Origin of the sequence: Nocardia sp. NPDC058518, from assembly GCF_042719655.1 — a bacterium.
Lineage (GTDB): Bacteria > Actinomycetota > Actinomycetes > Mycobacteriales > Mycobacteriaceae > Nocardia.
This window is the reverse complement of the sequence record NZ_JBHXNJ010000017.1, coordinates 4,896-30,437: the sequence shown is the minus strand read 5'-3', so window position 1 is coordinate 30,437 and position 25,542 is coordinate 4,896. Positions and strand designations below refer to the sequence as shown.

At 68.1% G+C, this 25,542-nt stretch carries 25 protein-coding genes; 10 read left to right on the top strand and 15 right to left on the bottom strand.

Annotation, left to right across the window (positions count from 1 at the left end; all coding sequences use genetic code 11):
• Positions 1-87: 87 nt before the first annotated feature.
• Entirely contained in the window at positions 88-1,146 is a 1,059-nt protein-coding gene (gene zapE, locus ACFWPX_RS25865) for a cell division protein ZapE (RefSeq protein WP_378929781.1), read from the bottom strand.
• 64 nt (positions 1,147-1,210) lie between these two features.
• Here zapE and ACFWPX_RS25860 point away from each other — a divergent pair, with 64 nt between their 5' ends.
• Positions 1,211-1,816 (top strand): TetR/AcrR family transcriptional regulator, encoded by a 606-nt coding sequence (locus tag ACFWPX_RS25860; RefSeq protein WP_378929779.1) that lies wholly within the window; start codon positions 1,211-1,213, stop codon positions 1,814-1,816.
• On the opposite strand, the gene ACFWPX_RS25855 is transcribed toward ACFWPX_RS25860, so the two are convergent.
• The 7 genes from ACFWPX_RS25855 to ACFWPX_RS25825 form a co-directional block, all read right to left on the bottom strand.
• Positions 1,789-2,226: an NUDIX domain-containing protein gene (locus tag ACFWPX_RS25855; RefSeq protein WP_378929777.1), complete on the bottom strand. Its 438-nt coding sequence runs from the start codon at positions 2,224-2,226 to the stop codon at positions 1,789-1,791. The two genes, ACFWPX_RS25860 and ACFWPX_RS25855, sit on opposite strands and share 28 nt — an antisense overlap.
• Positions 2,227-2,269: 43 nt before the next feature.
• Positions 2,270-3,454, bottom strand: a complete 1,185-nt coding sequence (locus tag ACFWPX_RS25850; RefSeq protein WP_378929775.1) for a lipid-transfer protein — start codon at positions 3,452-3,454, stop codon at positions 2,270-2,272.
• Positions 3,451-3,873: a MaoC family dehydratase gene (locus ACFWPX_RS25845; RefSeq protein ID WP_378929773.1), complete on the bottom strand. Its 423-nt coding sequence runs from the start codon at positions 3,871-3,873 to the stop codon at positions 3,451-3,453. The genes ACFWPX_RS25850 and ACFWPX_RS25845 overlap by 4 nt, the downstream gene beginning before the upstream one ends.
• Before the next feature lie 61 nt (positions 3,874-3,934).
• On the bottom strand, positions 3,935-4,891 hold the full coding sequence (locus ACFWPX_RS25840) for a bifunctional MaoC family dehydratase N-terminal/OB-fold nucleic acid binding domain-containing protein (RefSeq protein WP_378929771.1): 957 nt from the start codon (positions 4,889-4,891) through the stop codon (positions 3,935-3,937).
• 14 nt (positions 4,892-4,905) lie between these two features.
• A complete protein-coding gene (locus ACFWPX_RS25835; RefSeq protein ID WP_378929769.1) occupies positions 4,906-6,069 on the bottom strand; it encodes an acyl-CoA dehydrogenase family protein in 1,164 nt (387 codons plus the stop codon).
• On the bottom strand, positions 6,054-7,118 hold the full coding sequence (locus tag ACFWPX_RS25830; protein WP_378930006.1) for an acyl-CoA dehydrogenase family protein: 1,065 nt from the start codon (positions 7,116-7,118) through the stop codon (positions 6,054-6,056). The genes ACFWPX_RS25835 and ACFWPX_RS25830 overlap by 16 nt, the downstream gene beginning before the upstream one ends.
• 19 nt (positions 7,119-7,137) lie before the next feature.
• The gene (locus ACFWPX_RS25825) at positions 7,138-9,261 is read right to left on the bottom strand and encodes an acyl-CoA dehydrogenase family protein (protein WP_378929767.1); all 2,124 of its coding nucleotides are present in this window, start codon (positions 9,259-9,261) and stop codon (positions 7,138-7,140) included.
• Positions 9,262-9,408: 147 nt separating this feature from the next.
• Between ACFWPX_RS25825 and kstR the strand changes: the two genes are divergently transcribed.
• The 7 genes from kstR to ACFWPX_RS25790 all read left to right on the top strand — a co-directional run bounded on the left by kstR (position 9,409) and on the right by ACFWPX_RS25790 (position 17,705).
• The gene (gene kstR / locus ACFWPX_RS25820; RefSeq protein WP_378908636.1) at positions 9,409-10,023 is read left to right on the top strand and encodes a cholesterol catabolism transcriptional regulator KstR; all 615 of its coding nucleotides are present in this window, start codon (positions 9,409-9,411) and stop codon (positions 10,021-10,023) included.
• Between the two features lie 344 nt (positions 10,024-10,367).
• Positions 10,368-12,938 (top strand): trehalose-phosphatase, encoded by a 2,571-nt coding sequence (otsB, locus tag ACFWPX_RS25815; RefSeq protein WP_378929765.1) that lies wholly within the window; start codon positions 10,368-10,370, stop codon positions 12,936-12,938.
• A gap of 143 nt (positions 12,939-13,081) precedes the next feature.
• Positions 13,082-13,966, top strand: coding sequence for a metal ABC transporter solute-binding protein, Zn/Mn family (locus ACFWPX_RS25810; protein WP_378929763.1), 885 nt, complete (start codon positions 13,082-13,084; stop codon positions 13,964-13,966).
• Positions 13,967-13,974: 8 nt separating this feature from the next.
• Complete coding sequence (locus ACFWPX_RS25805) at positions 13,975-14,823, top strand: metal ABC transporter ATP-binding protein (protein ID WP_378929761.1); 849 nt, start codon at positions 13,975-13,977, stop codon at positions 14,821-14,823.
• Positions 14,823-15,689 (top strand): metal ABC transporter permease, encoded by an 867-nt coding sequence (locus ACFWPX_RS25800; protein WP_378929759.1) that lies wholly within the window; start codon positions 14,823-14,825, stop codon positions 15,687-15,689. The genes ACFWPX_RS25805 and ACFWPX_RS25800 overlap by 1 nt, the downstream gene beginning before the upstream one ends.
• Before the next feature lie 22 nt (positions 15,690-15,711).
• The gene (locus ACFWPX_RS25795) at positions 15,712-16,887 is read left to right on the top strand and encodes an acyl-CoA dehydrogenase family protein (RefSeq protein ID WP_378913756.1); all 1,176 of its coding nucleotides are present in this window, start codon (positions 15,712-15,714) and stop codon (positions 16,885-16,887) included.
• Between the two features lie 14 nt (positions 16,888-16,901).
• Positions 16,902-17,705 carry an enoyl-CoA hydratase/isomerase family protein gene (locus ACFWPX_RS25790; protein ID WP_378929757.1) on the top strand — a complete coding sequence of 268 codons (804 nt, stop codon included), beginning with the start codon at positions 16,902-16,904 and terminating at the stop codon, positions 17,703-17,705.
• Positions 17,706-17,707: 2 nt separating this feature from the next.
• On the opposite strand, the gene ACFWPX_RS25785 is transcribed toward ACFWPX_RS25790, so the two are convergent.
• From ACFWPX_RS25785 to carD, 6 genes are all read right to left on the bottom strand, one after another.
• Positions 17,708-17,986: a DUF4190 domain-containing protein gene (locus ACFWPX_RS25785; protein ID WP_378913754.1), complete on the bottom strand. Its 279-nt coding sequence runs from the start codon at positions 17,984-17,986 to the stop codon at positions 17,708-17,710.
• A 50-nt stretch (positions 17,987-18,036) separates the two neighbouring features.
• On the bottom strand, positions 18,037-19,026 hold the full coding sequence (gene rlmB, locus ACFWPX_RS25780; protein ID WP_378918410.1) for a 23S rRNA (guanosine(2251)-2'-O)-methyltransferase RlmB: 990 nt from the start codon (positions 19,024-19,026) through the stop codon (positions 18,037-18,039).
• Positions 19,026-20,429, bottom strand: coding sequence for a cysteine--tRNA ligase (gene cysS / locus ACFWPX_RS25775; protein WP_378918412.1), 1,404 nt, complete (start codon positions 20,427-20,429; stop codon positions 19,026-19,028). The genes rlmB and cysS overlap by 1 nt, the downstream gene beginning before the upstream one ends.
• A gap of 132 nt (positions 20,430-20,561) precedes the next feature.
• Complete coding sequence (ispF, locus tag ACFWPX_RS25770) at positions 20,562-21,029, bottom strand: 2-C-methyl-D-erythritol 2,4-cyclodiphosphate synthase (RefSeq protein WP_378708847.1); 468 nt, start codon at positions 21,027-21,029, stop codon at positions 20,562-20,564.
• The gene (gene ispD / locus ACFWPX_RS25765) at positions 21,026-21,763 is read right to left on the bottom strand and encodes a 2-C-methyl-D-erythritol 4-phosphate cytidylyltransferase (protein WP_378929755.1); all 738 of its coding nucleotides are present in this window, start codon (positions 21,761-21,763) and stop codon (positions 21,026-21,028) included. Before ispD ends, ispF begins: the two co-directional genes overlap by 4 nt.
• A gap of 12 nt (positions 21,764-21,775) precedes the next feature.
• Positions 21,776-22,264: an RNA polymerase-binding transcription factor CarD gene (gene carD / locus ACFWPX_RS25760; RefSeq protein ID WP_019044685.1), complete on the bottom strand. Its 489-nt coding sequence runs from the start codon at positions 22,262-22,264 to the stop codon at positions 21,776-21,778.
• Between the two features lie 351 nt (positions 22,265-22,615).
• On the opposite strand from carD, the gene ACFWPX_RS25755 reads away from it, so the two are divergent.
• Together ACFWPX_RS25755 and radA are read left to right on the top strand one after the other, a co-directional pair.
• A complete protein-coding gene (locus ACFWPX_RS25755) occupies positions 22,616-23,332 on the top strand; it encodes a hypothetical protein (RefSeq protein ID WP_378918416.1) in 717 nt (238 codons plus the stop codon).
• Positions 23,333-23,427: 95 nt separating this feature from the next.
• Positions 23,428-24,828 (top strand): DNA repair protein RadA, encoded by a 1,401-nt coding sequence (gene radA / locus ACFWPX_RS25750; protein WP_378929753.1) that lies wholly within the window; start codon positions 23,428-23,430, stop codon positions 24,826-24,828.
• A gap of 155 nt (positions 24,829-24,983) precedes the next feature.
• Here radA and ACFWPX_RS25745 read toward each other — a convergent pair whose 3' ends face one another.
• Entirely contained in the window at positions 24,984-25,337 is a 354-nt protein-coding gene (locus tag ACFWPX_RS25745) for a hypothetical protein (protein ID WP_378929751.1), read from the bottom strand.
• Between the last annotated feature and the right edge of the window lie 205 nt (positions 25,338-25,542).

Genomic DNA, 25,542 nt, shown 5'->3' with positions numbered 1-25,542 from the left:
ATAGTTACATGCCGAGTGGTCCGCTCGAGAGCAAATCGATACTTTGGACCGCTCTCCTCTTATTGTCCCCCTGGGATCAAGGGCTTGCTACGCAGTGCGAACGTCCGAACCACCAGTTAATGGCAACTCACCGAGACGGCTCGTGGTGCGCGCGAGATCGGGAATCGCGGGGACGCCGACGGTCAGTTCGTGTGGGAGTTCCGGGGCGTGGATGGTGAACGGGAGATCGGCGTCGTAGAGGACGTCGACGAGGTTCACCAGGCGCATGGACCAGTCGGGCGGGACATCGCGTAGTGGCGGGACATCGCGCAGGGTCCAGTGGCGGTAGCGCTCGGTGAGGCGGAGGTAGTCGGCGGCGCTGGTGGGGGCGGCACAGATGTCGTGGAAGCCGACAGTGATGGCGTCGGTGGTGGTGTGTGCGCGGATGGTTCGGCCGTTGCCGAGGGGCACGTCGACGACCCCCCGCTCGACACAGCCGGAGTCGGCCGAGCGCATGCCGTGACGAGCGACTCCAGCTGTGAGCACGTAGTGACCAGCGAGGAAGCCGGTGTCGCGGTGTGCGGTTCGGGTGCGGTAGTCGAGCGGTCCGTCGAGGGTGACGATGTCGAGGTTGGCGAGGATCTGCTCGATGCTGGGCAGGAAGTGGTCGTGGAACAGGGGGTTGGGCAGGAGGTCCTGCGGCCGGTAGTTGGAGGTGACGACCAGGGCGCGGTGGTCGGCGAAGAGGGTGTCGAGCATGCGGGCGATGAGCATGGCGTCGCCGATGTCGGTGACATGGAATTCGTCGAAGCAGACCAGGTCGGCGTCGCCGAGGAGGTCGTCGATGGCGCGTTCGATCGAGCCGAGGGTGTGGGTGGCGGTGTGCAGGGCCGCGAAGAAGGCGTGGAAGTGGAAGCGGCGCTTGTGATGTGTATCGACCGAGGCGAAGAAGCGGTCCATCACCATGGTCTTGCCGCGACCCGGGCGGCCGTGCAGGTAGATGCCGGACCGATCCGCGCGCAGGTCGGCGGGGCGCCCGCGCAGCGCGGCAAACGCACCAGGCCATCGGTTGCCGCGGTCAGCGGGGCGCAGGCGCGGGAGCAGTGATTCGAGCGCGTGTAGGGCCGCTTGTTGTGCGGGGTCGAGCACCACGGTGTCGGGTTTCATGCGAACCTCCTCGTCCTCTACAGTTGTAGAGGACGGGCGTCGCCGACGGCCAGAAAGGGTGACGATGTCCACAGACCGGCGGGCACAGATCGTGACGGGCGCCATCGAACTCATCGCGACCCGGGGAATCCGCGCGCTCACCCACCGCGCGCTGGACACCCAGCTGGCACTGCCACCGGGTTCGACCTCGTATTACTTCCGCACGCGACAGGCTTTGATCGAGGCGGTCGCAACGGGGATCACCGCCCGATCGCGCGCGGATTTCATTGCCGCACAGGAAGACTCCGCGAGTGGGCAACCGCTGGACCCAGTGCAGGTCGCACGCGATATCGCGACTTGGCTCGATCAGCTACTCACACATCGCCGGCACGACCTGATCGCCCGGCACGCCTTGATCATCGAGGTCCTCTCCGACCCCGCATTGCACTCAGGCCTGGCAGGCAGCCTGTTCTCGCTGGACCGCGCCACCGACCTGTTCGACGCGCTCGGCGCCACCCATCCCCGCGAGTCGGCCCACGACTTCCTCGCACTGCTGGAAGGACTCGTCTTCGATCGGTTCGCGGGACTGCGCGCGGGATCGGCGGGCAACGTCGATCAGCTCGCCCGGCCACTGGCCGAGTTCCTGACAAGTGGCCGTAACTATCAGCCCCGCCAACCGAATTCGGAATAGGGCGCGGCCGAATTCAGCGCCGCCAATCCGAGCGCGGAATATGCGATCAGGTCGGCGGGTAGCTCATTCAGCGGAAACCATTGCAGGGCATAGCAGTTATCGGGTTCACGATTGAAAGGTTCACCGCGCCAAACCTCGGTACGGAAGAACAAGCCGAGCCGGGAGTCGCGACCGGGGGCGGTGACATGGGCGACGTGGAAAAGGCGCAAAGCGGTGGGATCGATGTCGACCCCGATCTCCTCCGCGGCTTCGCGGGCCGCGGCCGTCGCCACTGATTCGTCGGCCTCGAGTTTTCCCGAGGGCAGGTGCCAGCGGTGATCGAACTCGTCGCCGCTGCGGCGCAGGCTCAGCAGGACCTGGTCACCGCGGATCAGCAGGATGTGCACGTCGACCAGGTGGCGGGGAGTCACCTGGTCGAGCGTACGAGAGGCACGGCCCGAACGGGCCACCGTGTTACGACGTCAGAACCAGCCCGGAGGTCGGCACGCCGGTGCCCGCGGTGACCAGGATGCGTTCCAGGGCGTCTACCTGGTTGACGGAGGTACCGCGGATCTGGCGGACCGCTTCGGCGATGCCGTTCATGCCGTGGATATACGCCTCACCGAGCTGGCCGCCGTGGGTGTTGAGCGGCAGGCGGCCGCCGATCTCGATGGCGCCGTCGGCGATGAAGTTCTTGGCTTCGCCGCGGGGGCAGAAGCCGAGTTCCTCGAGCTGCATGAGCACGAACGGGGTGAAGTGGTCGTAGAGGATCGCGGCCTGCATATCGGCGGCGGTCAGCCCGCTCTGCGCCCACAGCTGGTCGCCGACGAGACCCATTTCCGGCAGGCCGGTCATGGCGTCGCGGTAGTAGCTGGTCATCACGTACTGGTCGGCGCCGCTGCCCTGCGCGGCGGCCGCGATGATCGCGGGGCGCTGCGGGAGGTCGCGGGCGCGTTCGACGCTGGTGACCACGATGGCCACACCACCATCGGACTCCTGGCAGCAGTCGAGCAGGTGCAGCGGTTCGGCGATCCAGCGCGAATCCTGGTGCTGCTCCAGGGTGATCGGCTTGCCGTAGAAGAAGGCGTTGGGATTCACCGCGGCGTGCTTGCGGTCGGCGACCGCCACCGCGCCGAAATCGGCACTCGTCGCGCCGGTGACATGCATATAGCGGCGGGCGACCATCGCGACCTGCGCGGCGGGCGTGCCGAGACCCTGCGGGTAGGCCCAGCCCGCGTCGATCCCCGATGACGTGGGCGCGGCGGCCAGCGCGGGCGAGAACTGACCGAATCGGGCGCCGGACCGTTCGTTGAACGCCCGGTAGGCGACCACGACATCGGCCACGCCGGTGGCCACAGCCATGGCGGCCTGCTGGACGGTCGCGCACGCGGCACCGCCGCCGTAACCGATGTGGCTGAAGAACTTCAGGCTCGGAATGCCGACTGCCCTTGCCACCGCGGCCTGGGTGTTGGTGTCCATGGTGAAGGTGGTCAGTCCGTCGACATCGTCGGGTGTGAGACCAGCGTCGGCGAGGGCGGCGCTCACAGCTTCCGCGGCCAACCGCAATTCGCTGCGGCCGGAATCCTTGGAGAAGTCGGTGGCGCCGATGCCGACAATGGCGGCGCGTCCGGAGAGACCGGCCTGGGCAGTGGTGCTCATTTCGACTCCAGATCGGGAAGGGCGATGACGGCCGTGGCGGTGATGTGTTCGCCGAGGCTGTCTCTGCCGTGCACATCGACGGTGATCTGGGTGCCGTTGATCTCGGTGACCGTGCCGGAAAGCGTCAGGGTGTCACCGGCATACAGGGGGACACCCAGGCGAAGGGCGATGGACTTCACCAAGGCGCGAGGGCCCGCCCAGTCGGTGACGAAGCGCTGCACCAGGCCGGTGTCGGTGAGGATGTTGACGAAGATGTCGGTGGACCCACGCTCGACTGCCTTGTCGCGGTCGTGGTGCACATCCTGGAAATCCCGCGTGGCCATGGCGGTACTGATCACGAAGGTCGGGTCGGCGTGGATCACCAACTCCGGCAACGTGGTTCCCACCGCGACGGTGGCGAGTTCGACGGTGGGGGTCATCGTGGCGTCCTTTCCGGACGGGCGGAGCGGGTCGGCGGCACGGCGCGGTCGGCGGCGGGCATCACACGGCCTGCCAGTACGGCAGCACGGTGCCGTCGGCGAGCTTCTCGAAGGCGGCGCGGACGGGCTGGTCGATACCGAGGTCGGCGGGGTCGATGCCGCGCAATTCACCGAGCATGCGCACCCCCTCGGCGAGTTCGACCAAGGCGACGACGAAGGGCAGATCGCGACCAGGCACCTTGGGCGCGTGGTGCACGACGAAGCTGAACACCGTGCCGGTGCCCGCGGCGACCACGTAATCGGTTGTCTCCGATTTGTCCTGCCACAGCGCGGGAACGGGTGGGTGGCGCAGCGTGCCGTCCGGAAGACGTTGAATGCGCAGTTCACCGATTTCGGTTCCCGCCCAGAAGAACTCGGTATCGCGGGAGATGACCGGGCCGACGCGACCAGCAGGCGCGACGTCGGCCGACGCCGTTGCCGGAGTCTGCCCATCTGTCGTCGCCGGCGCGAACTTCAGGATGCGGAACAGCATTTCGGTGACGACCTCGTCGCCGACCGACCAGGTGGTGGCGAAGGTCAGGAACCAGCCGTCGCCGAGCCCGGTTCGCTTGGGGCCCTTGAACTCCGAGAGCCTGCTGGAAACCGTCACCTCCTCCCCTGGCTCCAGGTAGCGGTGGTAGGTCTGCTCACAATTGGTCCCGACGACGGAGGTATAGCCCGCGTCGTCGAGCAACTGTGTCGCCAAGCCGAGCGGATCGTCGGCGGTGCGCACCCCGCGCAAGCCGTTCATCGTCCACACCTGCGCCATGGCGGGCGGAGCGACGATGCCGGGATGACCTGCCGCCCTGGCGGCTTCGGCGTCGACATAGATCGGGTTGGTGTCGCCCAGCGCCTCGACCCAGTTGTGAATCATCGGCTGGTTCACCGGGTCACGTCCGGCACGCGGCGCCGATTGCCCTGCCGCCGACAATTTCGCCAGCGCTTCCGGGAGATCTTCAGGGGTGATGCTGTCCGGCACGCGCCGCTCCTTGTTCATCGGGGGACGCGCGGCAGATCGAGCCCGGCCGTGGCGACCAGTTCGCGCATGATCTCGTTGACGCCGCCACCGAAGGTGACGACGAGGTTCTGCTTGGTGCGCCGATCCAGCCAGCCGAGCAGGTCGGCGGTGCCGGGCTCGGCCGGGTCGCCGTAGCGGCCGATGATCTCCTCCACCACACGACCCGCTTCCTGCAGCGATTCGGTGGAGAAGATCTTGGTGGCCGAGGCGTCGGCGATCACCGCGTTCTGCGCGGCGGAGGTATCGGCGGCGGCCACCTGCCAGTTCAGCAATTCGTTGAGCCGCACCATGGTTCGCACCCGGCCGAGCGCACGCCGGACCTCGGGCTCGCCGAGCAGGCCGTGCTGGGCCGACCAGTCGCGCAGACGGTCGTAGAGCTGCTCGATCTTGCCCGATGGGCCAAGGCTCACGCGCTCGTGGTTGAGCTGGGTGGTGATCAGCCGCCAGCCGCGGTTCTCCTCGCCGACCAGCATGTCCGCGGGCACCCGCACGTCGTCGAAGTACGTGGCGTTGGTGTGGTGGGCGCCGTCGCAGGTGATGATCGGGGTCCAGGAGTAGCCGGGGTCCTTGGTATCGACGATCAGGATCGTGATGCCACGGTGGCGGGACTCGACCGAGCCGGTGCGGCACGCCGTCCAGACGTAGTCGGCTTCGTGGGCTCCGGTGGTGAAGATCTTCTGCCCGTTGACGATCCAGTCACCATCGCCGTCGCGCACCGCGGTGGTGCGCAGCGCGGCGAGGTCGGTGCCCGCCGACGGCTCGGAATAGCCGATGGCGAAATGGATGTCACCGGACAGGATTCCGGGCAGGAACTTCTTCTTCTGCGCGTCGGTGCCGTACTTCTGCAAGGTCGGACCGACGGTCAGCAAGGTGACCAAGGGCAGCGGAACATCGGCACGGACAGCCTCGTTGAAGAAGATCTGCTGTTCCATCGGGCCGAAACCCTGGCCGCCGAACTCCTTTGGCCAGCCGACACCGAGCCAGCCGTCGCGGCCCATCCGGCGCACCACCTCGCGGTAGGTGTCGCCGTGCCGGTCCACTGCCATCGCCGCGGCTTCGGCCGGGCTGATGAGATCGGCGAAATAGGAACGCAATTCTTCGCGCAACCGCCGCTGTTCGGCGGTCAGATCGATGAACATCTTGCCCCCAGAAGGTCGAGCCGCAGACTCGCTCCGCCGAGTAGCCGGGCGAGGTCTTTGGCTTGCGAGTAATAGCGGTGCATCGGGTGAGTGATATCCACACCCAGCCCACCGTGCAGGTGATGACATTTCTGCATGGCGCGCGGAACTTCGGCGGCCGCCCAGTAGGCGAGCACGTCGAGGTCTTCGTCGATGCGGTGCTGCTGCTCGGGCGAGGGATCGGGCTGGGCCAGCGCCCAGCACGCCGACTCCGCCGCGACGTGCAGCGTGCGCGACACCACGTACAGATCGGCGATCTGCTGAGCCACGGCCTGGAACTCGGCCAGCGGCCTGCCGAACTGTTCCCTGGTGCGCACGTGCTCGGCGGTGAGCGTGATCGCGCCCTTCAGCAGACCGTCGGCGACCGCGCCGATACAGGCGAGGGCGTGGCGGTGCACGACGGGCAGCGCGTCGGGCAGCAGCTGGTCGGCCGGGATCTCGACATCGTCGAGGACCAGCGTCGCCTCCGGAATGCCCGCCGAACCCGTCACCGGGATGATCTCGACTCCCGGCGCGACCGAATCCACCAGCGCCACACCGGCATCGGTGGGCACCAGAATCCACCGGGCCTCCGACGCGTAGATCACGCCGGACTTGCGGCCGGTGATCCGCACCGTATCGCCGTCGCGCACGGCCGTGGTGGTCGGCGCGGTGGTGAACGGCGCGCCCGGTTCGTTGAGCGCGGCGGTGATCACGATGCCCTTGCCGACCTCGGCGAGCACGCGCTCGGCCAATTCGTCCGACAGCACGCCCAGCAGCGGCAGCACACCGAACCCGAAGGTCGGCAGTGCCGGAACCGCGGCGGCGTCGGTGGCCAGCTCCATGAGCAGGGCCGACACCTCGAGTAGTCCCATGCCGTCGCCACCGAATCGCTCCGGTACCGGCACGGCGAGCAGACCGGAGTCGATCAGGCTCGGCCACAGGGCCATATCCCTGGCCGACTCACGTTCGAGCAGGCTTACCACCACCTCGGCTACGGCGTCGGCGCTTTCGTCGCGGGTGAAATCCACGGCGTCCTCCCTCATCGAGCTAACTGTCCGCATCGCGCGGCAGGCCGAGAATCCGTTCGGCGGCCACGGTCAACAGGATCTGCTCGGTACCGCCCGCAATCGAGAGACACCGGGTAAGCAGGAATTCTTTCAGAGCATCGCTGTCCAGTGAACCTTCTTGGCCGACAAGTTCCAGCGCGTATTCCGCCAGCTCTTGCCGATGCCGGACGCCGACCAGTTTGCGGACACCCGCTTGTGCACCCGCGTCGACACCCGCCATCGTCGCCACCGCGATTCGCTGTTCCAGCAATGATCCAGCAATCGAAGAGGTGATCAGTGCGCCGAAACGGTCCTCACGCAGCTCTGTTCCCCATCCGCCGACCGGGAAACGGTCGAGCAGGGCTTCGAGCGCGCCGCCGATGCCGCCGCCACCCATGGCGACCCGTTCGGCCGACAGCGTGGTGCGCGCGATCTTCCAGCCGTTGTTCAGCGCGCCGACCAGGCAGTCGTCGGCCACGAACACGTCATCGAGGAAGACCTCGCTGAACCGGTCCTCGCCGGTGATCTGCACCAGCGGCCGCACCTGCACGCCCGCGGCGCGCATATCGACGAGGAAGTAGCTGATACCGCGATGCTTGGCCGCGGACGGATCGGTGCGGGCCAGGCAGATGCCCCAGTTCGCGGTGGAACCGAGCGAGGTCCACACCTTCTGCCCGCGCAGCACCCAGCCACCGTCGACCTTCTCGGCGGTGGTGCGCAGGGCGGCGAGGTCGGAGCCCGCGCCGGGCTCGCTGAACAGCTGACACCAGATGACCTCGCCGTGCAGGGTCGGCCAGACGAAGCGTTCGATCTGCTCCTCGGAGCCGAAGCGCAACAGCGTGGGCACGGCCCAGCCCGCGATGGCCAGGTCGGGGACCGCCAGGTCGACGCGGCGCAGCTGTTCGGCGATCTGCAGACAGGTCATCGGATCGGCGGCGCGGCCGTAGGGCCGTGGCCAGTGCGGCATCACCAGGCCCGCCTCCACCAGCGCGCGCGAGCGGTCCGCCGGGTCGAGGGCGGCGATGGACGCGATCTCGGCGGCCAGCTCGGAGTCCACGGCGGCGTCGCCGAGCACCCGTTCGGCGCCGGTGGTGCGGCGCTGACCGGCCCTGGTGAGCTCGGCGACGCGGGCACGCCAGCGCGCCGAACCACCGAGGAGCTGGCGCAGCGAGCTCGCCCGGCGCAGGTAGAAGTGCGCGTCGTGCTCCCAGGTGAAGCCGATACCGCCGAGCACCTGGATGGCGTCCTTGGCGTTGTCGACCGCGGCATCCAGTGCCACCGACGCGGCGACAGCGGCGGCGATCGGGAGCTCCTCACCACCCTCGTCGATCGCGGCGGCGGCGTCGGCGGCGACGGCGCGGATCAGCTCGGTGCGGCACAGCATCCAGGCACACAGGTGCTTGATCGCCTGGAAGCTGCCGATCGGTTTGCCGAATTGTTCACGGACACGGGCATATTCGACGGCGGTGCGCAGACACCAGCCTGCCACGCCCGCCAGTTCCGACACCGCGAGCGCCACGAAGAGATCGGTGACATCGGCGGTGGGCGCGAAGCCGTGCTCAGCGGGGACCACCACCTCGGTGGCGCTCACCCGGGCCAGCGACACGGTGTGATCGCCCTGCGTCAGCGGCGTAATCGTCACCGCCGCAGCCGGAATCAGCAGCCAGCGGACGCCGTCGACGGTGTTGGCCGACACCAGCACCTGCGTATCGGCATCGGCGCCGTAGACGAAATCCCAAGTGCCGGTGACACTCCAGCCCGCATCGGTGGCAGCGGCCTTCGCCGCCTGCTCGTCGCCGGGCACCGCGACCGCGCACGGCGCACCCGCGGCGAGCGCGCCCTTGGTGATCAGTCCGGCCAGCGCGGTCGCCAGTACCGGACCGCCGACCAGGTCGTCGCCGGTCTGCTCGAGCATCACAGCGAGGTCGGCGACCGTGCCGCCGAGCCCGCCATTGTCCTCGGATAGCGCGACTTCGAACAGCCCGAACTCACCGAGCGCGGGCCAGTAGTCGCGCCAGGCGCCCGAACCGCCTGCCCGCATTGTTTCAATCGGCGCGACCGTACTCGCCCAGCCCCGCAGCGACGCCGCGACGGCTTTATGCTCGTCAGTGGTGGCGATGGTCACAAGAAGATCCGCCCTTCCGGCGTGGTTCCCACTCCTAGAACATGTTCTAATATCTGGGCCGGGCATAAGTCAAGAGCGCTACACTCGCGCCACGCTTTTCGCGCGGCCCGGCCGACGAAATTTCACTGAAGCGAAAGGGTTTCCACGATGGACAGTCCCGCACCAACGCCCACCGTGACCACGCTGTCCGAGGAAGAGCTCAGCTCCAGCGCGCAGCGCGACCGGCGCAAGCGCATCCTCGACGCCACCCTCGCGCTGGCCTCCAAGGGCGGCTACGACGCCGTGCAGATGCGTGCGGTCGCCGAGCGCGCCGATGTCGCCGTCGGCACCCTGTACCGCTACTTCCCCTCCAAGGTGCACCTGCTCGTCTCGGCGCTGGCCAGGGAATTCGAGATGTTCGAGGGCAAGCGCAAGCCGCTACCCGGCGACGGCCCGTCCGAACGGATGCACGGCCTGCTCACCCAGATCACCCGGATGATGCAGCGCGACCCGCTGCTCACCGAGGCGATGACGCGCGCGTTCATGTTCGCCGACGCCTCGGCCGCCGCGGAGGTCGATCGGGTCGGCAAGGTGATGGACCGGGTCTTCGCCCGCGCGATGAGCGACGGCGAACCCGACGACCGTCAGCTCGCGATCGCCCGCGTCATCTCCGATGTGTGGCTGTCGAACCTGGTGGCCTGGCTCACCCGGCGGGCGTCCGCGACCGATGTCACGGAACGGCTGGAGCTCACCGTCGACCTGTTGCTGGGCGATCGCGGATAACCCAGCAACCCGGCATTTCGTACCGGCGCATCATCACAAATCGCCCATCGCTGTTGACACACGTCGGCTGTGCGACTTCCAGTAGGAAGATGCATAGCCGACGTCGCATATGCGAAACATCGCATCTACCGGCCCCGCGCGCCTCGCCCGCGCCGCCATACGCCCGGTGAGCTCGGCGGATCCGGCCTACGGCGGCAGGCCGCGGGTCCGGAATTTGCCGTAAGGTCGCGAGCAATCGACCGGGGATGGTGCGCACAACCTGCCGCGCCGCTCGCGCGGCAAAATTGACGCAGTATTGTTTTTCGCGCCCCCTGATCAACTCCTCCCATCACTAGGTTGGATGCGTGAGCGCACAGGAACTGCCCTTGGATGTCCGCCGTGCACTGGCGTCGGTTGCGCGCGTGCCACGGCTCTTGGTTGCCTCGGACTACGACGGGACAATCGCCCCGATCGTGTCCGACCCGTCGAAAGCGTTTCCCCAGCGGGAATCGGTGAGCGCGCTACGCGCGCTGGCGGGGTTGGCGAACACTACCGCGGCGGTGATTTCCGGCAGAGCGCTACGCGATCTGGCCGCGCTGTCGCGCCTGCCGGTCGAGGTGCAGCTGATCGGAAGTCACGGCTCGGAATTCGACGTCGGCTTCGTGCACGCGATCGACAACGACGCCAAACAGCTACTGACGGAGATCAATTCCGCGTTCTCCAAGATCGCCGCCGAGAACCCGGGTGTGACCGTCGAGATGAAGCCGGCCAGCGCCGCGCTGCACGTGCGTAACGCCAGCCCCGAAATCGGCAGGCGCGCACTGACTTCCGCACGCCAGGGCCCGGCCTGCTGGGTGGGCGTGCAGGTGACCGAGGGCAAGGCGGTGATCGAGCTCGCGGTGATCCCGACCGACAAGGGCACCGCGCTCGACACCATCCGCCATCAGGAAAGCGCTTCCGCCGCAGTGTTCTTCGGCGACGACGTGACCGACGAGAAGGCGTTCCGGGTGCTGTCGGGACCCGATGTGGGCATCAAGGTCGGCGAGGGCGAGACCATCGCCAAGCTGCACGTGGACTCCACCGAGGACGTGGCACGCGCGCTGGCGTTCCTGGTCGAGGAGCGGCGCACCTGGCTGGCCGGGGCGAGCGCACCGCGGATCGAGCGGCTGAGCATGCTCGCCAGCCCGCGCTCGGTCGCGCTGCTCACCCCCGACGCGACGGTCACCTGGTTCTGCCATCCCGAGCCGGATTCGGCGGCGGTGTTCGCGCACCTGCTCGGCGGCGCGGCGGCCGGGCACTTCACGGTGGCACCGGAGCGGCCGAGCCTGCCGCTGTCGCAGCGATATGTGGACGGCACGATGACGGTCGAAACACGCTGGGCCAGTTTGCAAGTGGCCGACTACCTGCCACACGACGTGGCCCCCGATCGCACCGACCTGACCAGGGTGATCTCCGGCAGCGCGAAGGCCGTTGTCACCTTCGCGCCACAGCCGGAGTTCGGTCAGGTGCCGGTGCGAATGGAGTCTGTGCACAACGGAATTCAGGTCAGCGGCACCAACGATCCGATGGTGCTGCGCTCCCCCGGCGTGGTGTGGGAGATCCTCTCCGATGGCATCAACGAGCAGGCGCGCGCGGTGGTCGATCCGTCGCTCGGGCCGGTCGTGCTCGAATTGCGATGCGGGACAGCCGATCTCGCACCCTCGATGACGCCGGAGCCGCAGCGCCGCCAGCTCGCCGAGCAGTACTGGTCGCAGTGGGCGGCCGGGTTGCAGTTGCCACCGCTCAAGCCGGATCTGATGAAGCGTTCGGCGCTCACACTGCGCGGGCTGGTGCATCGCCCGTCGGGATCGATCCTGGCCGCGGCCACCACCTCGCTGCCCGAGGACATCGGCGGCGTGCGCAACTGGGACTACCGCTACTGCTGGCTGCGTGACGCGTCGCTGACCGCGCAGGCACTGGTGACGCTGGGCTCACTGACCGAGGCCGACGAATTCCTCGGCTGGGTACACAAGGTGCTCGACACCCTGCCGGGGCCGGAGCGCCTGCACCCGCTGTACACGATCTACGGCGAGACGCTGCCGCCCGAAGCCGTGATCGACGCGCTGCCCGGTTATGCCGGTTCGCGGCCGGTGCGGGTGGGCAACGCGGCCAATATGCAGGTGCAGCTCGACGTGTTCGGGCCGATCGTCGACCTGATCACCTCGATGTCGCACGAACGCGAGCGTCAGGGCATCACCTCCCCGGCCAAGGCCCTGCCGGACGCCGACTGGGAACTCGTGCACGCCATGGTGTCGGCGGTGCAGCGTCGCTGGACCGAACCCGACCACGGCATCTGGGAGATCCGCGGCAATCCGCGCCACCACGTGTACTCGAAGGTGATGGGCTGGCTCACCATCGACCGCGCCCTGACCCTGGCGGAGCGCTTCGACCGCCCCGCCGATCCCGACTGGGTGACGCTGCGCGACACGATCGCCGACGAGGTGAAGGCGAAGGGCTGGAACGACGAGGTCCAGTCCTACACCGCCGCCTACGACGGCACCGACCTCGACGCGGCCACCCTGCACATCGGCCTGAGCGGCCTGATCGACCCCGCCGACCCGCGCTTCGCCGCGACGGTGGTGGCCACCGAGGCCGAGCTGCGCAGTGGTGCGACGGTGTACCGCTACCACCACGACGACGGCCTGCCCGGCGGCGAAGGTGGCTTCCACCTGTGTGCCGCCTGGCTGGTGGAGGCCTACCTGCTGATCGGCAGGCGCTCCGATGCCGAGGCACTCTTCGCTCAGCTCGTCGCGGCGGCGGGCCCCACCGGCCTGCTCAGCGAGGAATACGACCCCGTCGCCGAGCGTTCCCTCGGTAATCACCCCCAGGCTTACAGCCACCTGGGCCTGCTGCGCTGCGCTCAGCTCCTGAGCCAGCCGGTCAACGCCCTGGTCTGACGGCACTCGATAAAGCCGGGTTCGAATTTCGAGCCCGGCTTTTCGATGCGGTTCGTACTGGGTATTCGTAGCTGCTAATCTAAAACGGTAACGATTTCCATTATGATCTAGAGCTTGCTCGCCAGCATCGCCAGGAGTGCCGCGTGAACCCTCGATTCGCCCGCTTGTTCGCCGGTCTCACGGCAGGGGTGGCGGCCGTGGTCGTCCTCAGCGCCTGCGGCACCAGCTCCACCGATTCCGGTGCCCCGCAGATCGTCGCCTCCACCAATGTGTGGGGTTCGGTCGCGACCGCCGTCGCCGGGCCGGATGCGCAAGTGACCTCGATCATCAGCGATCCCGCCGCCGACCCGCACTCGTTCGAGACCTCGGCCACCGATACCGCCAAGATCAGCGACGCGGATCTGGTGGTGTTCAACGGCGGCCACTACGACGAGTTCATCGAGAAGGCCATCTCGGGCAAGGACAAGCGGACCGTCGTGGCCTTCGATCAGCGCGCGAACAAGGGCGACGAGAACGAGCACGTCTGGTACGACGTGAGCACCGTCGCCGCCGTCGCCGACCGGATCGCCGCCGAGCTCGGCCGGGTCGACGCCGCCCACGCGAATGCCTACGCCGAGCGCGCGGTCGCCTTCAAGAATCAGCTGATCGGCGTCAGCACCATCACCGGCACCATCGCCACCCAGACCCCGAACGCGCCGGTCGCCCAGTCCGAGCCCCTCGCGCACTACCTGCTGGTGGCCGCGACCGCGCAGGACAAGACCCCGCACGAGTTCCAGGAAGCGATCGAGCAGGAGACCGACCCGGCACCGGCCGCCGTCGCCAGCACTCGCGACCTGATCACCGGCAAGCAGGTCAAGGCACTGATCTACAACACCCAGACCGAGGACAAGATCACCCAGGACCTGCGGGCCACCGCACAGGCCGCCGGCATCGCTGTGGTCGAGGTCACCGAAACCCTGCCCGCCGGAATGGATTACATCCAGTGGCAGACCGCCAACGCCAAGGCGCTCGCCGCGGCCCTGCGCTGAGGACGCCGATGACCGAGGCAACCGCACTGTCGGAAACCACCACCGCGCCCGACGTCGATGCCGTCGACGCGGCGATCCGGCTGCGCGCGGCGACCATGGCCTTCGGCGACCGCACCCTCTGGCACGACCTCGATCTCGACGTGCGCCCGGGTGAGTTCATCGCCGTCCTCGGTCCCAACGGCTCCGGCAAGACCTCGCTGCTGCGGGTGCTGCTCGGCACGCTCGCCTTGAGCTCGGGCAGCGCACAGATCGCGGGACGGCGCGCCGGGGTCGGCAATCCGGGCATCGGCTACATCCCGCAGCAGAAGACCATCGACGCCGGGGTGCAGCTGCGCGGAATCGATCTGGTGGGACTCGGCGTGGACGGGCACCGGTGGGGGCTCGGCTGGCGTGGTCGGCGCAGCCGTGCCGAGAAGGTCGACAGCGCCATCGCCGCGGTGGGTGCCGGGTCGTTCGCGCATGCGCCGCTGGAGACGTTGTCCGGCGGTGAGCAGCAGCGGTTGCGGGTCGCGCAGGCGCTGGTGGGCGATCCGTCGGTACTGCTGTGTGACGAACCGTTGCTGAGCCTGGATATGGCGAATCAGCGGCTGGTGGCCGAACTGGTCGACAAACGCCGCCGCGAACACGACACGGCGGTGCTGTTCGTGACGCACGAGATCAATCCGATCCTGCCGCTGGTGGATCGGGTGCTGTATCTGGTCGACGGCGGGTTCCGGATCGGGACCCCCGACGAGGTGATGACGTCGGCGACGCTGTCGGAGTTGTACGGCACCGAGGTCGAGGTGTTGCGGGTGCGTGGACGCCTGGTCGTGGTCGGCACCGGTGACGACATGGACGCGCTCGGCGGTACTGCCTGATGGAAAAGCTCACCAAGGTCTTTCAGCAGATGTTCGACTTCGGCACCACCGCTAATCTGCTCGGCTACGACTTCGTGCAGCAGGCGCTGCTGGCGAGTGCCCTGCTCGGGTTGCTGGCCGGGCTGATCGGGCCGCTGATCGTCGCCAGGCAGATGTCGTTCGCGGTACACGGGACCAGCGAGCTGTCGCTGACCGGCGCGTCGGCGGCGCTGCTCGTCGGCGTCGGGGTCGGATTCGGGGCGATCGCCGGTTCGGTGGTCGCGGCCGTTCTGTTCGGGTGGCTGGGCTCTCGTGCGCGCGAACGTGATTCGGTGATCGCGGTGGTGCTGTCGTTCGGGCTCGGATTGTCGGTGCTGTTCCTGTGGCTCGCGCCGGAGCGGGCCGGGTCGAAGTTCTCGCTGCTCACCGGGCAGGTCGCCGGCGTCGGCTATGACGGGCTCGCGTTGCTGGTCACGTGTACCGCGGGCGTGCTCGCCGTGCTGGCCGTGGTGTATCGGCCGTTGTTGTTCGCCAGTTCCGATCCCGAGGTCGCGATCGCGCGTGGCGTGCCGGTGCGGGCGCTGTCGGTGGTGTTCGCGGTGCTGCTCGGGATCACGGCCGCGTTCGGCGTGCAGATCGTCGGCGCGCTGCTGGTGCTCGCGTTGCTGATCACCCCGGCCGCAGCGGCCGCGCAGGTGACCTCGAGCCCGATGCGGGCGACCGTGCTGTCGGTGATCTTCGCCGAGGTCGCCGCGGTCGGCGGGCTGCTGCTGTCGCTGGCCCCCGGAGTTCCGGTGTCGACCTTCGTCACCGCGATCTCGTTCAGCATCTACCTGGTGTGCCGAGTAGTCGGCCATCGCAATCGGCAACTCGCACCCGCGCGCTGAACCGATAGAACACAATCGGTTCATGATCGATTTCTCTGTGCCGGACGATCTCGCCGCCCTGCGTGACCGGGTTCGGAACTTCGTCGTCGAGCAGATCGTGCCGTTCGAGCGCGATCCCCGCCTCACCGCGCACGGCCCGACCGACGAACTACGGGCCGAACTCGTGGAGCTGGCCCGCGCCGAGAAGCTGCTGACCGTGCAGGCGCCGGTGGAATACGGCGGGCTCGGACTCAGCCACGTCGAGCAGGCACTGGTGTACGAGGCGGCGGGTTGGTCGACGCTCGGGCCGGTCGCCATGAACTGCGCCGCGCCCGACGAGGGAAACATGTTTCTGCTCGGCAAGATCGCCGATCCGGAGCAGGTCGACCAGTACCTGATGCCGGTGATCCGGGGCGAGCAGCGCTCGGTTTTCGCGATGACCGAACCCGGTGGGGCCGGGTCGGATCCCGGGCAGCTCAGCACCGAGGCGATCTTCGACGGCGAGAACTTCGTGATCAACGGTCTCAAATGGTTGATCACCGGGGCCGACGGCGCCAAGACCTGGATCATCATGGCCCTGCTCGCCGAGAACCCGCACCTGCCCGCGGGCCCGACCCTGTTCATCACCGAAGGTGACGCGCCGGGCATCGTGATCGAGCGGATCATGAACACGATGGACCGCAATTACGTCGGCGGGCACGCGGTGGTGCGGTTCGACAACCTCACGCTGCCGCCGACCGCCGTGCTCGGCCGCACCGGACAAGCCCTGCGGTACGCGCAATTGCGGCTGGCACCCGCCCGGCTGACCCACTGCATGCGCTGGCTCGGCGCCGCCGCCCGCGCCCAGTCCATCGCGCTGGACTACGCGCGCACCCGCACCGCCTTCGGCAAGCCGATCGGCGAACACGAGGGCGTGTCGTTCATGCTCGCCGACAACGAGGTGGCGCTGCACCAGTGCAGGCTGACCATCTGGCACGCCTGCTGGCTGATGGACCAGGGGCAGCAGGCCAGGCACGAGTCTTCGATGGCGAAGTCGTACGTGTCCGAGGAGCTGTTCAAGGTCACCGACCGGTGTGTGCAGGTGCTCGGCGGAATCGGGATCAGCGACGAGACGGTGGTGGAGATGTTGTTCCGGGATATGCGGGCGTTCCGGCTCTACGACGGTCCGACGGAAGTGCACAAGTATGCGATCGGCAGACACTTGCTGGCCGGTCGCTAGTACGATTCGGTCCCATGAGTTCGGAATTGCTCGTCGATGTCGAAGGCGGCGTCGCCTTGTTGACGCTCAACCGGCCTGCCAAGCAGAACGCCGTCACCCCGACGATGGCCGCCGAGCTGAGCGCCGCGCTACGACGCTGCGATATCGAGGACGCGATCCGCGCCGTGGTCATTACCGGCACCCCACCGGCCTTCTGCGCGGGCGCGGATCTGGCCGCGCGCGGTGGCGACGTGAGCGCGACGCTCGATCCGCCGCCCTGGCAGGTCCGCAAGCCGGTGATCGCCGCGGTGAACGGGCATGCGGTCGGCATAGGCCTGGCGCTGGCTTTGCAATGCGACCTGCGGTATTTCGCTCGCGACGCGGTGTACGGGCTGAACCAGGTGCGTCGCGGGGTGCTCGCCGACGGGTTCGCGCACTGGACGGTGCCGCGACTGGCCGGGCTGGCCAATGCCGCCGACATCATGCTCACCGGGCGCACGTTCGACGGTGACGAAGCCAAGTCGCTCGGCCTGGCCAATGCCTCGCTGCCCGCCGACGAAATCCTGATGACGGCCATGGCAGTGGCCCACGATATCGCCACCGGGACCGCTCCCCTGCCGGTCGCGCTGACCAAGCGGCTGATCTGGGAGAGCCTCGGCATGACGCCCACAGTGGTCGGGCAGCTCGAATCCGAGCTCAACGCGCACGTTGCCAAGAGCGTCGACGGTGGTGAGGCGATGGTGGCGTTCAAGGAGCGCCGCCCGCCGAACTGGACCGGCAGCGTCAGCGGCGAATGGCCGGCCTGGGACGCTCCCGGCGAGCGCCCGAGCCTGGACTGAACTCAGAAGTTCCCGTTGCAGGAACCGGCCAGATACAGCAGTGCGAACATCAGCATGAGGATCGTGCCGACAATGCCCGCTATGTAGCCGATCACCACCTGCGAGCGGCCGCTGAGCGCGCCGTAGGACGCGTCGATCTCGTTGAGTGCCCGCTTGCCGAGCACCCACGCGACCGGCCCGAAGATCCCGCAGCAGAACGGGCTGAGCAGCCCGAGGACAAGGATCAGGTTGGCCTGCGGGTGCTCGACCGTCTCACCGATCGGCTGATTAGGGATCGCCACAGCACGAATTGTACGGTGACAGAGCAGTTTTGCCCGTCAACCGCGCGGACTCAGCCCAGACGGCGCTGCCTCGCGATGTCGGCGAGGACGACGCCCGCGGCGACCGAGGCGTTGAGGGACTCGACCGGACCCGCCATCGGGATGCTCAGGATCGAATCGCAGTTCTCGCGCACGAGGCGCGAGAGGCCCTTGCCCTCGGAGCCGACGACGACGACTGTCGGGACACTGCCGTCGAAGTCGTCGAGGGTGGTGTCACCATCGGCGTCGAGGCCGACGATCTGGATGCCGTTGGCGGCCCAATCCTTCAGCGTGCGAGTCAGATTGGTGGCCCGCGCGACAGGCAGCCGGGCGGCGGCACCGGCGCTGGTACGCCATGCCACTGCGGTGACACTCGCGCTGCGACGCTGCGGGATCACCACGCCCTGCCCGCCGAACGCGGACACCGAGCGGATGACGGCGCCGAGGTTGCGCGGGTCGGTGATGTTGTCCAGCGCGACCAGCAGCGCGGGCTCGGCGGTGGACTTCACCCGGTCCATCAGGTCGTCGGGGTGGGCGTAGCGGTACGGCGGCACCTGCAGGGCGACGCCCTGGTGCAAACCATTGGCACTGAGCCGATCCAGATCGGTGCGCGGCACCTCGAGGATGGAGATGCCCATATCGGCGGCGCGCTGCACGCTCTCCGAGAGCCGGTCGTCGTTCTCGGTGCCGACCGCCACGTACAGGGCGGTCGCGGGCACGTCGGCGCGTAGACACTCGAGCACGGGGTTGCGGCCGAGCACCAACTCGGGACCCTCGTCGGACTTACGGCCGACGCGCGGCACACCGGACTTACCGGTCGGACGGCCCTGTGCGGCATTGGCTTTGGCCTTCTCGGCCGCTCGGGCCCGCTTGGCGGCGGGGTGCTTGGTGCGCGCGACGGCAGGCGGGGTCGCGCCCCTGCCCTCCAGCCCGCGGCGGTGCTTGCCACCGGAACCGGCGACCTGCCCCTTCTTGGTGCCGCCCTTACGTACCGCTCCGCGTCGCTGTGAATTGCCTGCCATCAGTTCGCCTTTCCGCTCGATGCGCCCAGCGACCATTCCGGCCCCTGCGGGGTATCGGTTACCTCGATACCCGCGGCGATGAGCCGATCCCGTGCGGCATCGGCTTCTGCCCAGTTCTTGTCGGCCCGCGCGTTCGCCCGGCGATCCAGCTCCGTGCGGACGAGCACGTCGAGCGCATCGATCGCCGCCGAATTGTCGGCGGGGGTGTACCAGTGTTCGTCGAGCGGGTCGACGCCGAGAATTCCCAGCATCGCCCGCACTTGACCGGCCAGTTCGACCGCGGTCTCCACCGCACCCGCTTCCAGCGCGCGATTGCCCTCGTGCACCACGTGGTGGATTTCGGCGAGTGCCTTGGGCACTGCCAGATCGTCGTCGATCGCGGCGGCGAATCCGTCGGTCCATTTTCCGACCGGCACTTCGCCCGCTCGGTCCAGCACTCGCTGCACGAAGGCTTCGATGCGCTGATACGAGGCGACCGCGTCGTCGAGTGCCTTGTCGGAGTATTCGAGCATCGAGCGGTAATGCGCGCTGCCCAAGTAGAAACGCAATTCTACCGGGCGCACCCGGGTGAGAACATTCGGCACCGAGAGCACATTGCCGAGTGACTTCGACATTTTCTCCCCGCCCATCGTCACCCAGCCGTTGTGCAGCCAGTAACGCGCGAAACCGTCGCCTGCCGCTTTGGACTGGGCGATCTCGTTCTCGTGGTGCGGGAAAATCAAATCCATTCCACCGCAGTGGATATCGAATTCCGCGCCGAGATAGAACTCGGCCATCGCGGAGCATTCCAGATGCCAGCCGGGGCGACCGGGGCCCCAGGGCGATGGCCAGCTCGGCTCGCCGGGCTTGGCGGCCTTCCACAGCGTGAAGTCACGGGGATCACGTTTGCAGCGGGTCGGGGTTTCGCCCTGGTGCACGTCGTCGAGGCGGTGGCCCGACAGCTCGCCGTAATTCGGCCAGCTCATCACGTCGAAATACACATCGCCGTCGGCGGCGTAGGCGTGGCCGCGCTCGATCAGGCGCTGCATCAGGTCGACCATCTGGGTGATGTGACCGGTGGCGCGCGGTTCGGCCGATGGCGGCAGCACGCCGAGGGTTTCGTAGGCGGAGTCGAAAGCGCGCTCGTGGGTCGCGGCCCATTCCCACCACGGCCTGCCCGCTTCGGCGGCCTTGTTCAGGATCTTGTCGTCGATATCGGTGACATTGCGGATGAACCGCACGTCGTAGTCGTGCGCGAGCAACCAGCGACGCAGCACGTCGAAGGCGACGCCACTGCGCACATGACCGATATGGGGCTGACCCTGCACGGTGGCCCCACACAGATACACCGAGGCACGGCCGGGGACCAGCGGGGTGAATTCCCGCATGGTCCGCGTGTCGGTGTCAAAAAGGCGCAAGGTCACGGCATTCGATCCTAGTCGGTGGGATTGTGGTGGGGTTGACCGGCCGGTTCGTGGCGCCGTGGTTTATGGAACGGCTGATCGAATCGGCGAGAAGGCACTGCGCGGTAGGAAAGATTCAGGGGCCCGTCGGGGCTACGAACACGCTGCGATCAGACAGGTGGCGATGGCGGCGATTCCCTCGCCGCGGCCGGTCAGACCGAGACCGTCCGTCGTGGTTCCGGACACCGAAACAGGGGCGTCGAGGAGTTCGCCGAGGACTTTTTGCGCCTCGGCGCGGCGGGGGCCGATCTTCGGGCGATTACCGATGACCTGCACCGCGGCGTTCACGACTTCGAAGCCCTCCTCGGCCAGCAGCCTGCGGACCTCGGTGAGCATGGCGGCGCCGGTGACGCCGGCCCATTCGGGACGGCCGACCCCGAAGACAGCGCCGACGTCGCCGAGACCAGCGGCGGAGAGCAGGGCATCGCAGAGGGCGTGGGCGGCGACGTCACCGTCGGAGTGGCCCGCGCAACCGTCGGCGTCGGCGAACAGCAGACCGGCCATCCAGCAGGGGCGTCCCGGCTCGATGGGGTGCACGTCGCTGCCGATGCCGACTCTCATCGGGCAACCGCCTGCTCGGCGGGCCGCCCGGCGGCCGGGGACCCGTTGCCGAGGAGCGCCTCGGCCAGGTGCAGGTCGAGGGGGGTGGTGATCTTGAATGCCAGTGGGTCACCCGGGACTGTCTGCACGGCGACACCGAGGCGTTCGACCAGGCCCGCGTCGTCGGTGGCGCCCACGTCGGTGGCGTAGGCGCGGCGCAGCAGGTCGGCGGCGAAGCCCTGGGGGGTTTGGATGGCGCGCAGGTGGGCGCGATCGGGGGTGCCGGTGACGACGCCCGCGTCGTCCACCGATTTCACGGTGTCGACCACGGGCAACGCGGGGACCACGGCCTGGCTACCTGCCTGGAGCTCGGCGGCCACTCGCGCGATCAGCTCCGGTGGCGTGAGCGCGCGTGCGGCATCGTGCACGAGGTAGAACGCGGCGTCGGGTGCGGCAGTGATGCCGGCACGCACCGAATCGGTGCGCTCGGCGCCGCCCACGACCACCTGCACCGGCACAGGGGGCATCGAACCGCCGGTGAGCGAGGTGGTGGTGGACAGCAGCGCGGATGCGGCCTCGACCAGATCGGCGGGCACGACCACGACAACCCGGTGCACCGCACCGGACGCGATCAGACCGTCGACGGCCAACCGGACCATAGGTGTGCCGCCGACCGGAACGAACGCCTTCGGGGTGGGTTCACCCAGGCGCACGCCACGACCGGCGGCAGGGACCAGTGCTACGACAGGTCGCACTTGTTCAAATTTCTAGGAAGCCGCGGCGAGGACCTCGTCGAGCAGCGATTCAGCCTTGCCGTCGTCGGTGCCCTCGGCGAGCGCGAGCTCACCGACGAGGATCTGACGAGCCTTGGCAAGCATCCGCTTCTCACCGGCGGACAGGCCGCGGTCCTGCTCACGACGCCACAGGTCACGAACCACTTCGGCTACCTTGTTCACATCGCCGGAGGCGAGTTTCTCGAGGTTGGCCTTGTAACGGCGGGACCAGTTGGTCGGCTCCTCCGTGTGTGGCGCGCGCAGCACCTGGAAGACGCGGTCGAGACCTTCCTGGCCGACGACGTCACGGACGCCGACGTATTCAGCGTTCTCTGCGGGAACCCGAACGGTCAGGTCGCCTTGCGCAACCTTCAGGACCAGATACTCTTTCTGCACACCCTTGATGGTGCGGGTCTCGATTGCTTCGATCAGCGCCGCTCCGTGGTGGGGGTAAACGACGGTGTCTCCGACCTTAAAAATCATGTGTCCCGTGCCCCTTTCGATGTTCACAGTTTAACATGCGACTCGATAACGGCGCGATCAACTGTGCAGGTCAGGGCCACAACGAGGCCATCGCAGGGGTTGACAATACAGAATCGGTGTGCATTGTGTTGCGCCAGAACGGGTTAACCACCAGCATAGCGACCGGTTATCGCGCGTCGGGAACCCGGCATCGATCCGGCAAACGCGCTCGAGACACCGAACTGTTACTTCCGCACCCGCGCGTCGCGAGCCCGAACGTCACCCGCGCGAAGTGAACTACTACGCTGCCTAGTTACTAACCTCCGATCCCCTTGTGGACGGAGTGAGCCCGGTCGACATGGAGGACAAACCGTGACTGCCCTGAAAGCTGTGACCGCCCTGTCGGCGCGACGTCGCATGGCGACGGTTGCCGCGCTCGCCGCTGCCGCGGGTATCGCCCTGACCGGCTGCAGTGCCGGCCAGATCACCCAGACCTCGTCGCAGGCCGCCGCCATCAACGGCAACCACGCCAATGTCGGCGACATCGCCCTGCGCAACGTGCACATCGTGTACCCCGAGGCCACCGCCGAGCACGACAAGGGCGGCAAGGCGGTGATCGCGCTGTCGATCATCAACACCAGCGAGACCGTCACCGACGAGCTGACCAGCGTCAGCACCGACCTGGGCCAGGTCAAGATCACCGGGCCGGGCGGCGACGCCAAGTTCGTGCTGAAGCCCCAGCAGACCGTGGTCGTCGGCACGGGCGAGACCAAGCCCGCCGCGGCCGACGATCACCACGGCACCACCACGGCGGCGCCGACCACCACGGCCGCGCCGACAACTGCCGCGCCGACAACTGCCGCAGCCGGCCAGGACACCCCGTCGATCGATCCGGTGAAAAACCCGGCCACGATCGAGATCACCGGCCTGTCCAAGGACATCGTGCCCGGCCTGACCTACAACGTCACCTTCAACTTCAAGGACGCGGGCACCGTGCAGGTGGCCGTCCCGGTCGACGCCGCCGCGGTCGCGCGCATCGAGAACGAGAAGTCCGGCCCCGCGCCCGAGGGTGCGGGCGGCGGTCACTGAGACCAGCAGTGCGAAAGAGCCGTCGCGAACTTCGCGGCGGCTCTTCTCTTTGTGTCGGTCCTCTTTGTGTCGGTCCTGCTCCGTAGGGTGCGCCTGTGGCCAAGACCAAAGCAGTCTTCCGGTGCTCCGCGTGCACGCACGAGGTGTCCAAATGGGTGGGTAAGTGCCCCGATTGTGGCGCCTGGGGAACAGTGAACGAGGTGGCCGTTTCGGCGTCCACGGCGGCGCCAGGGCGCCGGGCGATGCTGCCCAGTACAGCGGCGGCACCGCTGTCGCAGATCGACGCCAAGGTCACGCAGGCGCGGTCGACGGGGGTGACCGAGCTCGATCGGGTACTCGGGGGCGGGGTGGTACCTGGGTCGGTGGTCCTGCTGTCGGGTGAGCCGGGTGTCGGCAAGTCGACGCTGCTGCTCGAGGTCGCGTTCCGGTGGGCGGCGGCGCGCGAGGAGACCGCGCTGTACGTCACCGCCGAGGAATCGGCCGGGCAGGTGCGGTTGCGGGCCGATCGGACCGGGGCGGTGCACGACCGGGTGTACCTGGCGGCCGAATCGGATCTGTCGATCGTGCTCGGGCATGTGGAGCAGGTGCGGCCGTCGCTGCTGGTGGTGGACTCGGTGCAGACCATGCTGGCGCCGGAGGTGGACGGTGTGATCGGCGGTGTCACCCAGGTGCGCGCGGTCACCGCGGCGCTCACCTCGCTGGCCAAGGCGACCGGGATCGCGGTGCTGCTGGTCGGGCATGTCACCAAGGACGGGAATGTGGCGGGCCCGCGCACGCTCGAGCACCTGGTGGACGTGGTGCTGCAGTTCGAGGGTGACAAGAACTCGTCGCTGCGGATGGTTCGCGGCATCAAGAACCGCTTCGGTAGCGCCGACGAGGTGGGCTGCTTCGAACTGCACGACGACGGCATCGCCTGCGTCGACGATCCGTCCGGGCTGTTCCTGCACCACCGCACCGACACCGTCCCAGGAACCGCGGTGACCGTCGCGATGGACGGCAAACGGCCGCTGGTGGCCGAGGTGCAGGGGCTGACCGTCAAGACCGAGATTCCGCAGCCGCGCCGGGCCGTGAGCGGGCTGGACTACAACCGCGTCGCCATGGTGCTCGCGGTGCTACAGAGCCGAGGACGGGTCTTCCTCGGCAAGCACGATGTGTACGCGGCGACCGTCGGCGGCATGCGCTTGCTGGAGCCGACGGCCGATCTGGCCATCGCCTTGGCCATCGCGTCCGCCGAGGCCGATATCGCGCTGCCCGCGGGCTGGGTGATTCTCGGCGAGGTCGGTTTGGCGGGTGAGGTCCGCAAGGTCACCGGGCTCGGCAGGCGCCTGGCCGAAGCCGAGCGTTTGGGGTTCACCACCGCTCTCGTTCCCCCCGGTTCGGAGAAAACCAAGACCGGGACGATGCGTATCCACGAGGTCGGGGATCTGCGCTCGGCCCTTCGATTGGCAGAACTCCGCAAATCCCGCGCACCCCGCGAGATGGTGGCCGTGGAATAACTCCGGCAACCGCCCGATTCGGCGCCGATCATCTATTACCCCGGCAATGTCCATTGACGGCGTGGCCGATCCTGCGAACACTGCAAATCAACCCATCTTGAACATGTGACCTATGGCGCACCCGCACAATGCCACCGGCGTGCGGGAACGCGGCATCAAGAGGCGAGGTTGAAGGGCTCCGCGGCGCTGCGAACGGCACCGAGCTGGGCGACCACCATGTACGCGCCCGCCGGCACCTGCAGGCGGTCGCCCGCGCACTGCGGCTGCGAGGTGGTGCCGAACCAGGTGCCCTTGTACGAGAGTTGTTCACCGGCCTTGAGCGTCTTCAGTTCCGCCGGGTCGTCCTGGTTGCAGTCGTTGCTCGCCCAGAGCCTGCGCTGCCCGTCGAGGGTGTAGACGAGGAACTGTGGGCCCGCCCCGAGGTCGCGCGAGCAGGCCGCCGACGAGATGTTGGTGATCACGGTGCCGAACGCGGGCTGGTCGCCGACTCGGTAGGTCGGCTGGCCCACTGTCACCTTCAGCGCCAGCGACTGATCCGGGCACGGCTGTGCCGCCGGCTGGGCGGCGGCACTCGCTGTCGTGGTCGGCGGGGCAGACCCGCTGCTGGGTGTACTCGACGCGCTAGTCGGGGTGGGGGTGGGGGTCGGGGCGCGCGCCCCCCCGCCCCCGGGGGTGTGTGAGAGCGCGGGAGAGAGCCCCCCCCCCCCACACACC

Bases quoted from the DNA above. Each gene is read 5' to 3' on its own strand.
- ACFWPX_RS25860 (WP_378929779.1), top strand. From the start codon at position 1,211: ATGTCCACAGACCGGCGGGCACAGATCGTGACGGGCGCCATCGAACTC.
- kstR (WP_378908636.1), top strand. From the start codon at position 9,409: ATGGACAGTCCCGCACCAACGCCCACCGTGACCACGCTGTCCGAGGAA.
- rlmB (WP_378918410.1), bottom strand. From the start codon at position 19,026: ATGGCAGGCAATTCACAGCGACGCGGAGCGGTACGTAAGGGCGGCACC.
- ACFWPX_RS25835 (WP_378929769.1), bottom strand. From the start codon at position 6,069: ATGTTCATCGATCTGACCGCCGAACAGCGGCGGTTGCGCGAAGAATTG.
- zapE (WP_378929781.1), bottom strand. From the start codon at position 1,146: ATGAAACCCGACACCGTGGTGCTCGACCCCGCACAACAAGCGGCCCTA.
- ACFWPX_RS25805 (WP_378929761.1), top strand. From the start codon at position 13,975: ATGACCGAGGCAACCGCACTGTCGGAAACCACCACCGCGCCCGACGTC.
- ACFWPX_RS25795 (WP_378913756.1), top strand. From the start codon at position 15,712: ATGATCGATTTCTCTGTGCCGGACGATCTCGCCGCCCTGCGTGACCGG.
- ispF (WP_378708847.1), bottom strand. From the start codon at position 21,029: ATGAGAGTCGGCATCGGCAGCGACGTGCACCCCATCGAGCCGGGACGC.
- ACFWPX_RS25800 (WP_378929759.1), top strand. From the start codon at position 14,823: ATGGAAAAGCTCACCAAGGTCTTTCAGCAGATGTTCGACTTCGGCACC.
- ACFWPX_RS25850 (WP_378929775.1), bottom strand. From the start codon at position 3,454: ATGAGCACCACTGCCCAGGCCGGTCTCTCCGGACGCGCCGCCATTGTC.
- carD (WP_019044685.1), bottom strand. From the start codon at position 22,264: ATGATTTTTAAGGTCGGAGACACCGTCGTTTACCCCCACCACGGAGCG.
- ACFWPX_RS25790 (WP_378929757.1), top strand. From the start codon at position 16,902: ATGAGTTCGGAATTGCTCGTCGATGTCGAAGGCGGCGTCGCCTTGTTG.
- ACFWPX_RS25845 (WP_378929773.1), bottom strand. From the start codon at position 3,873: ATGACCCCCACCGTCGAACTCGCCACCGTCGCGGTGGGAACCACGTTG.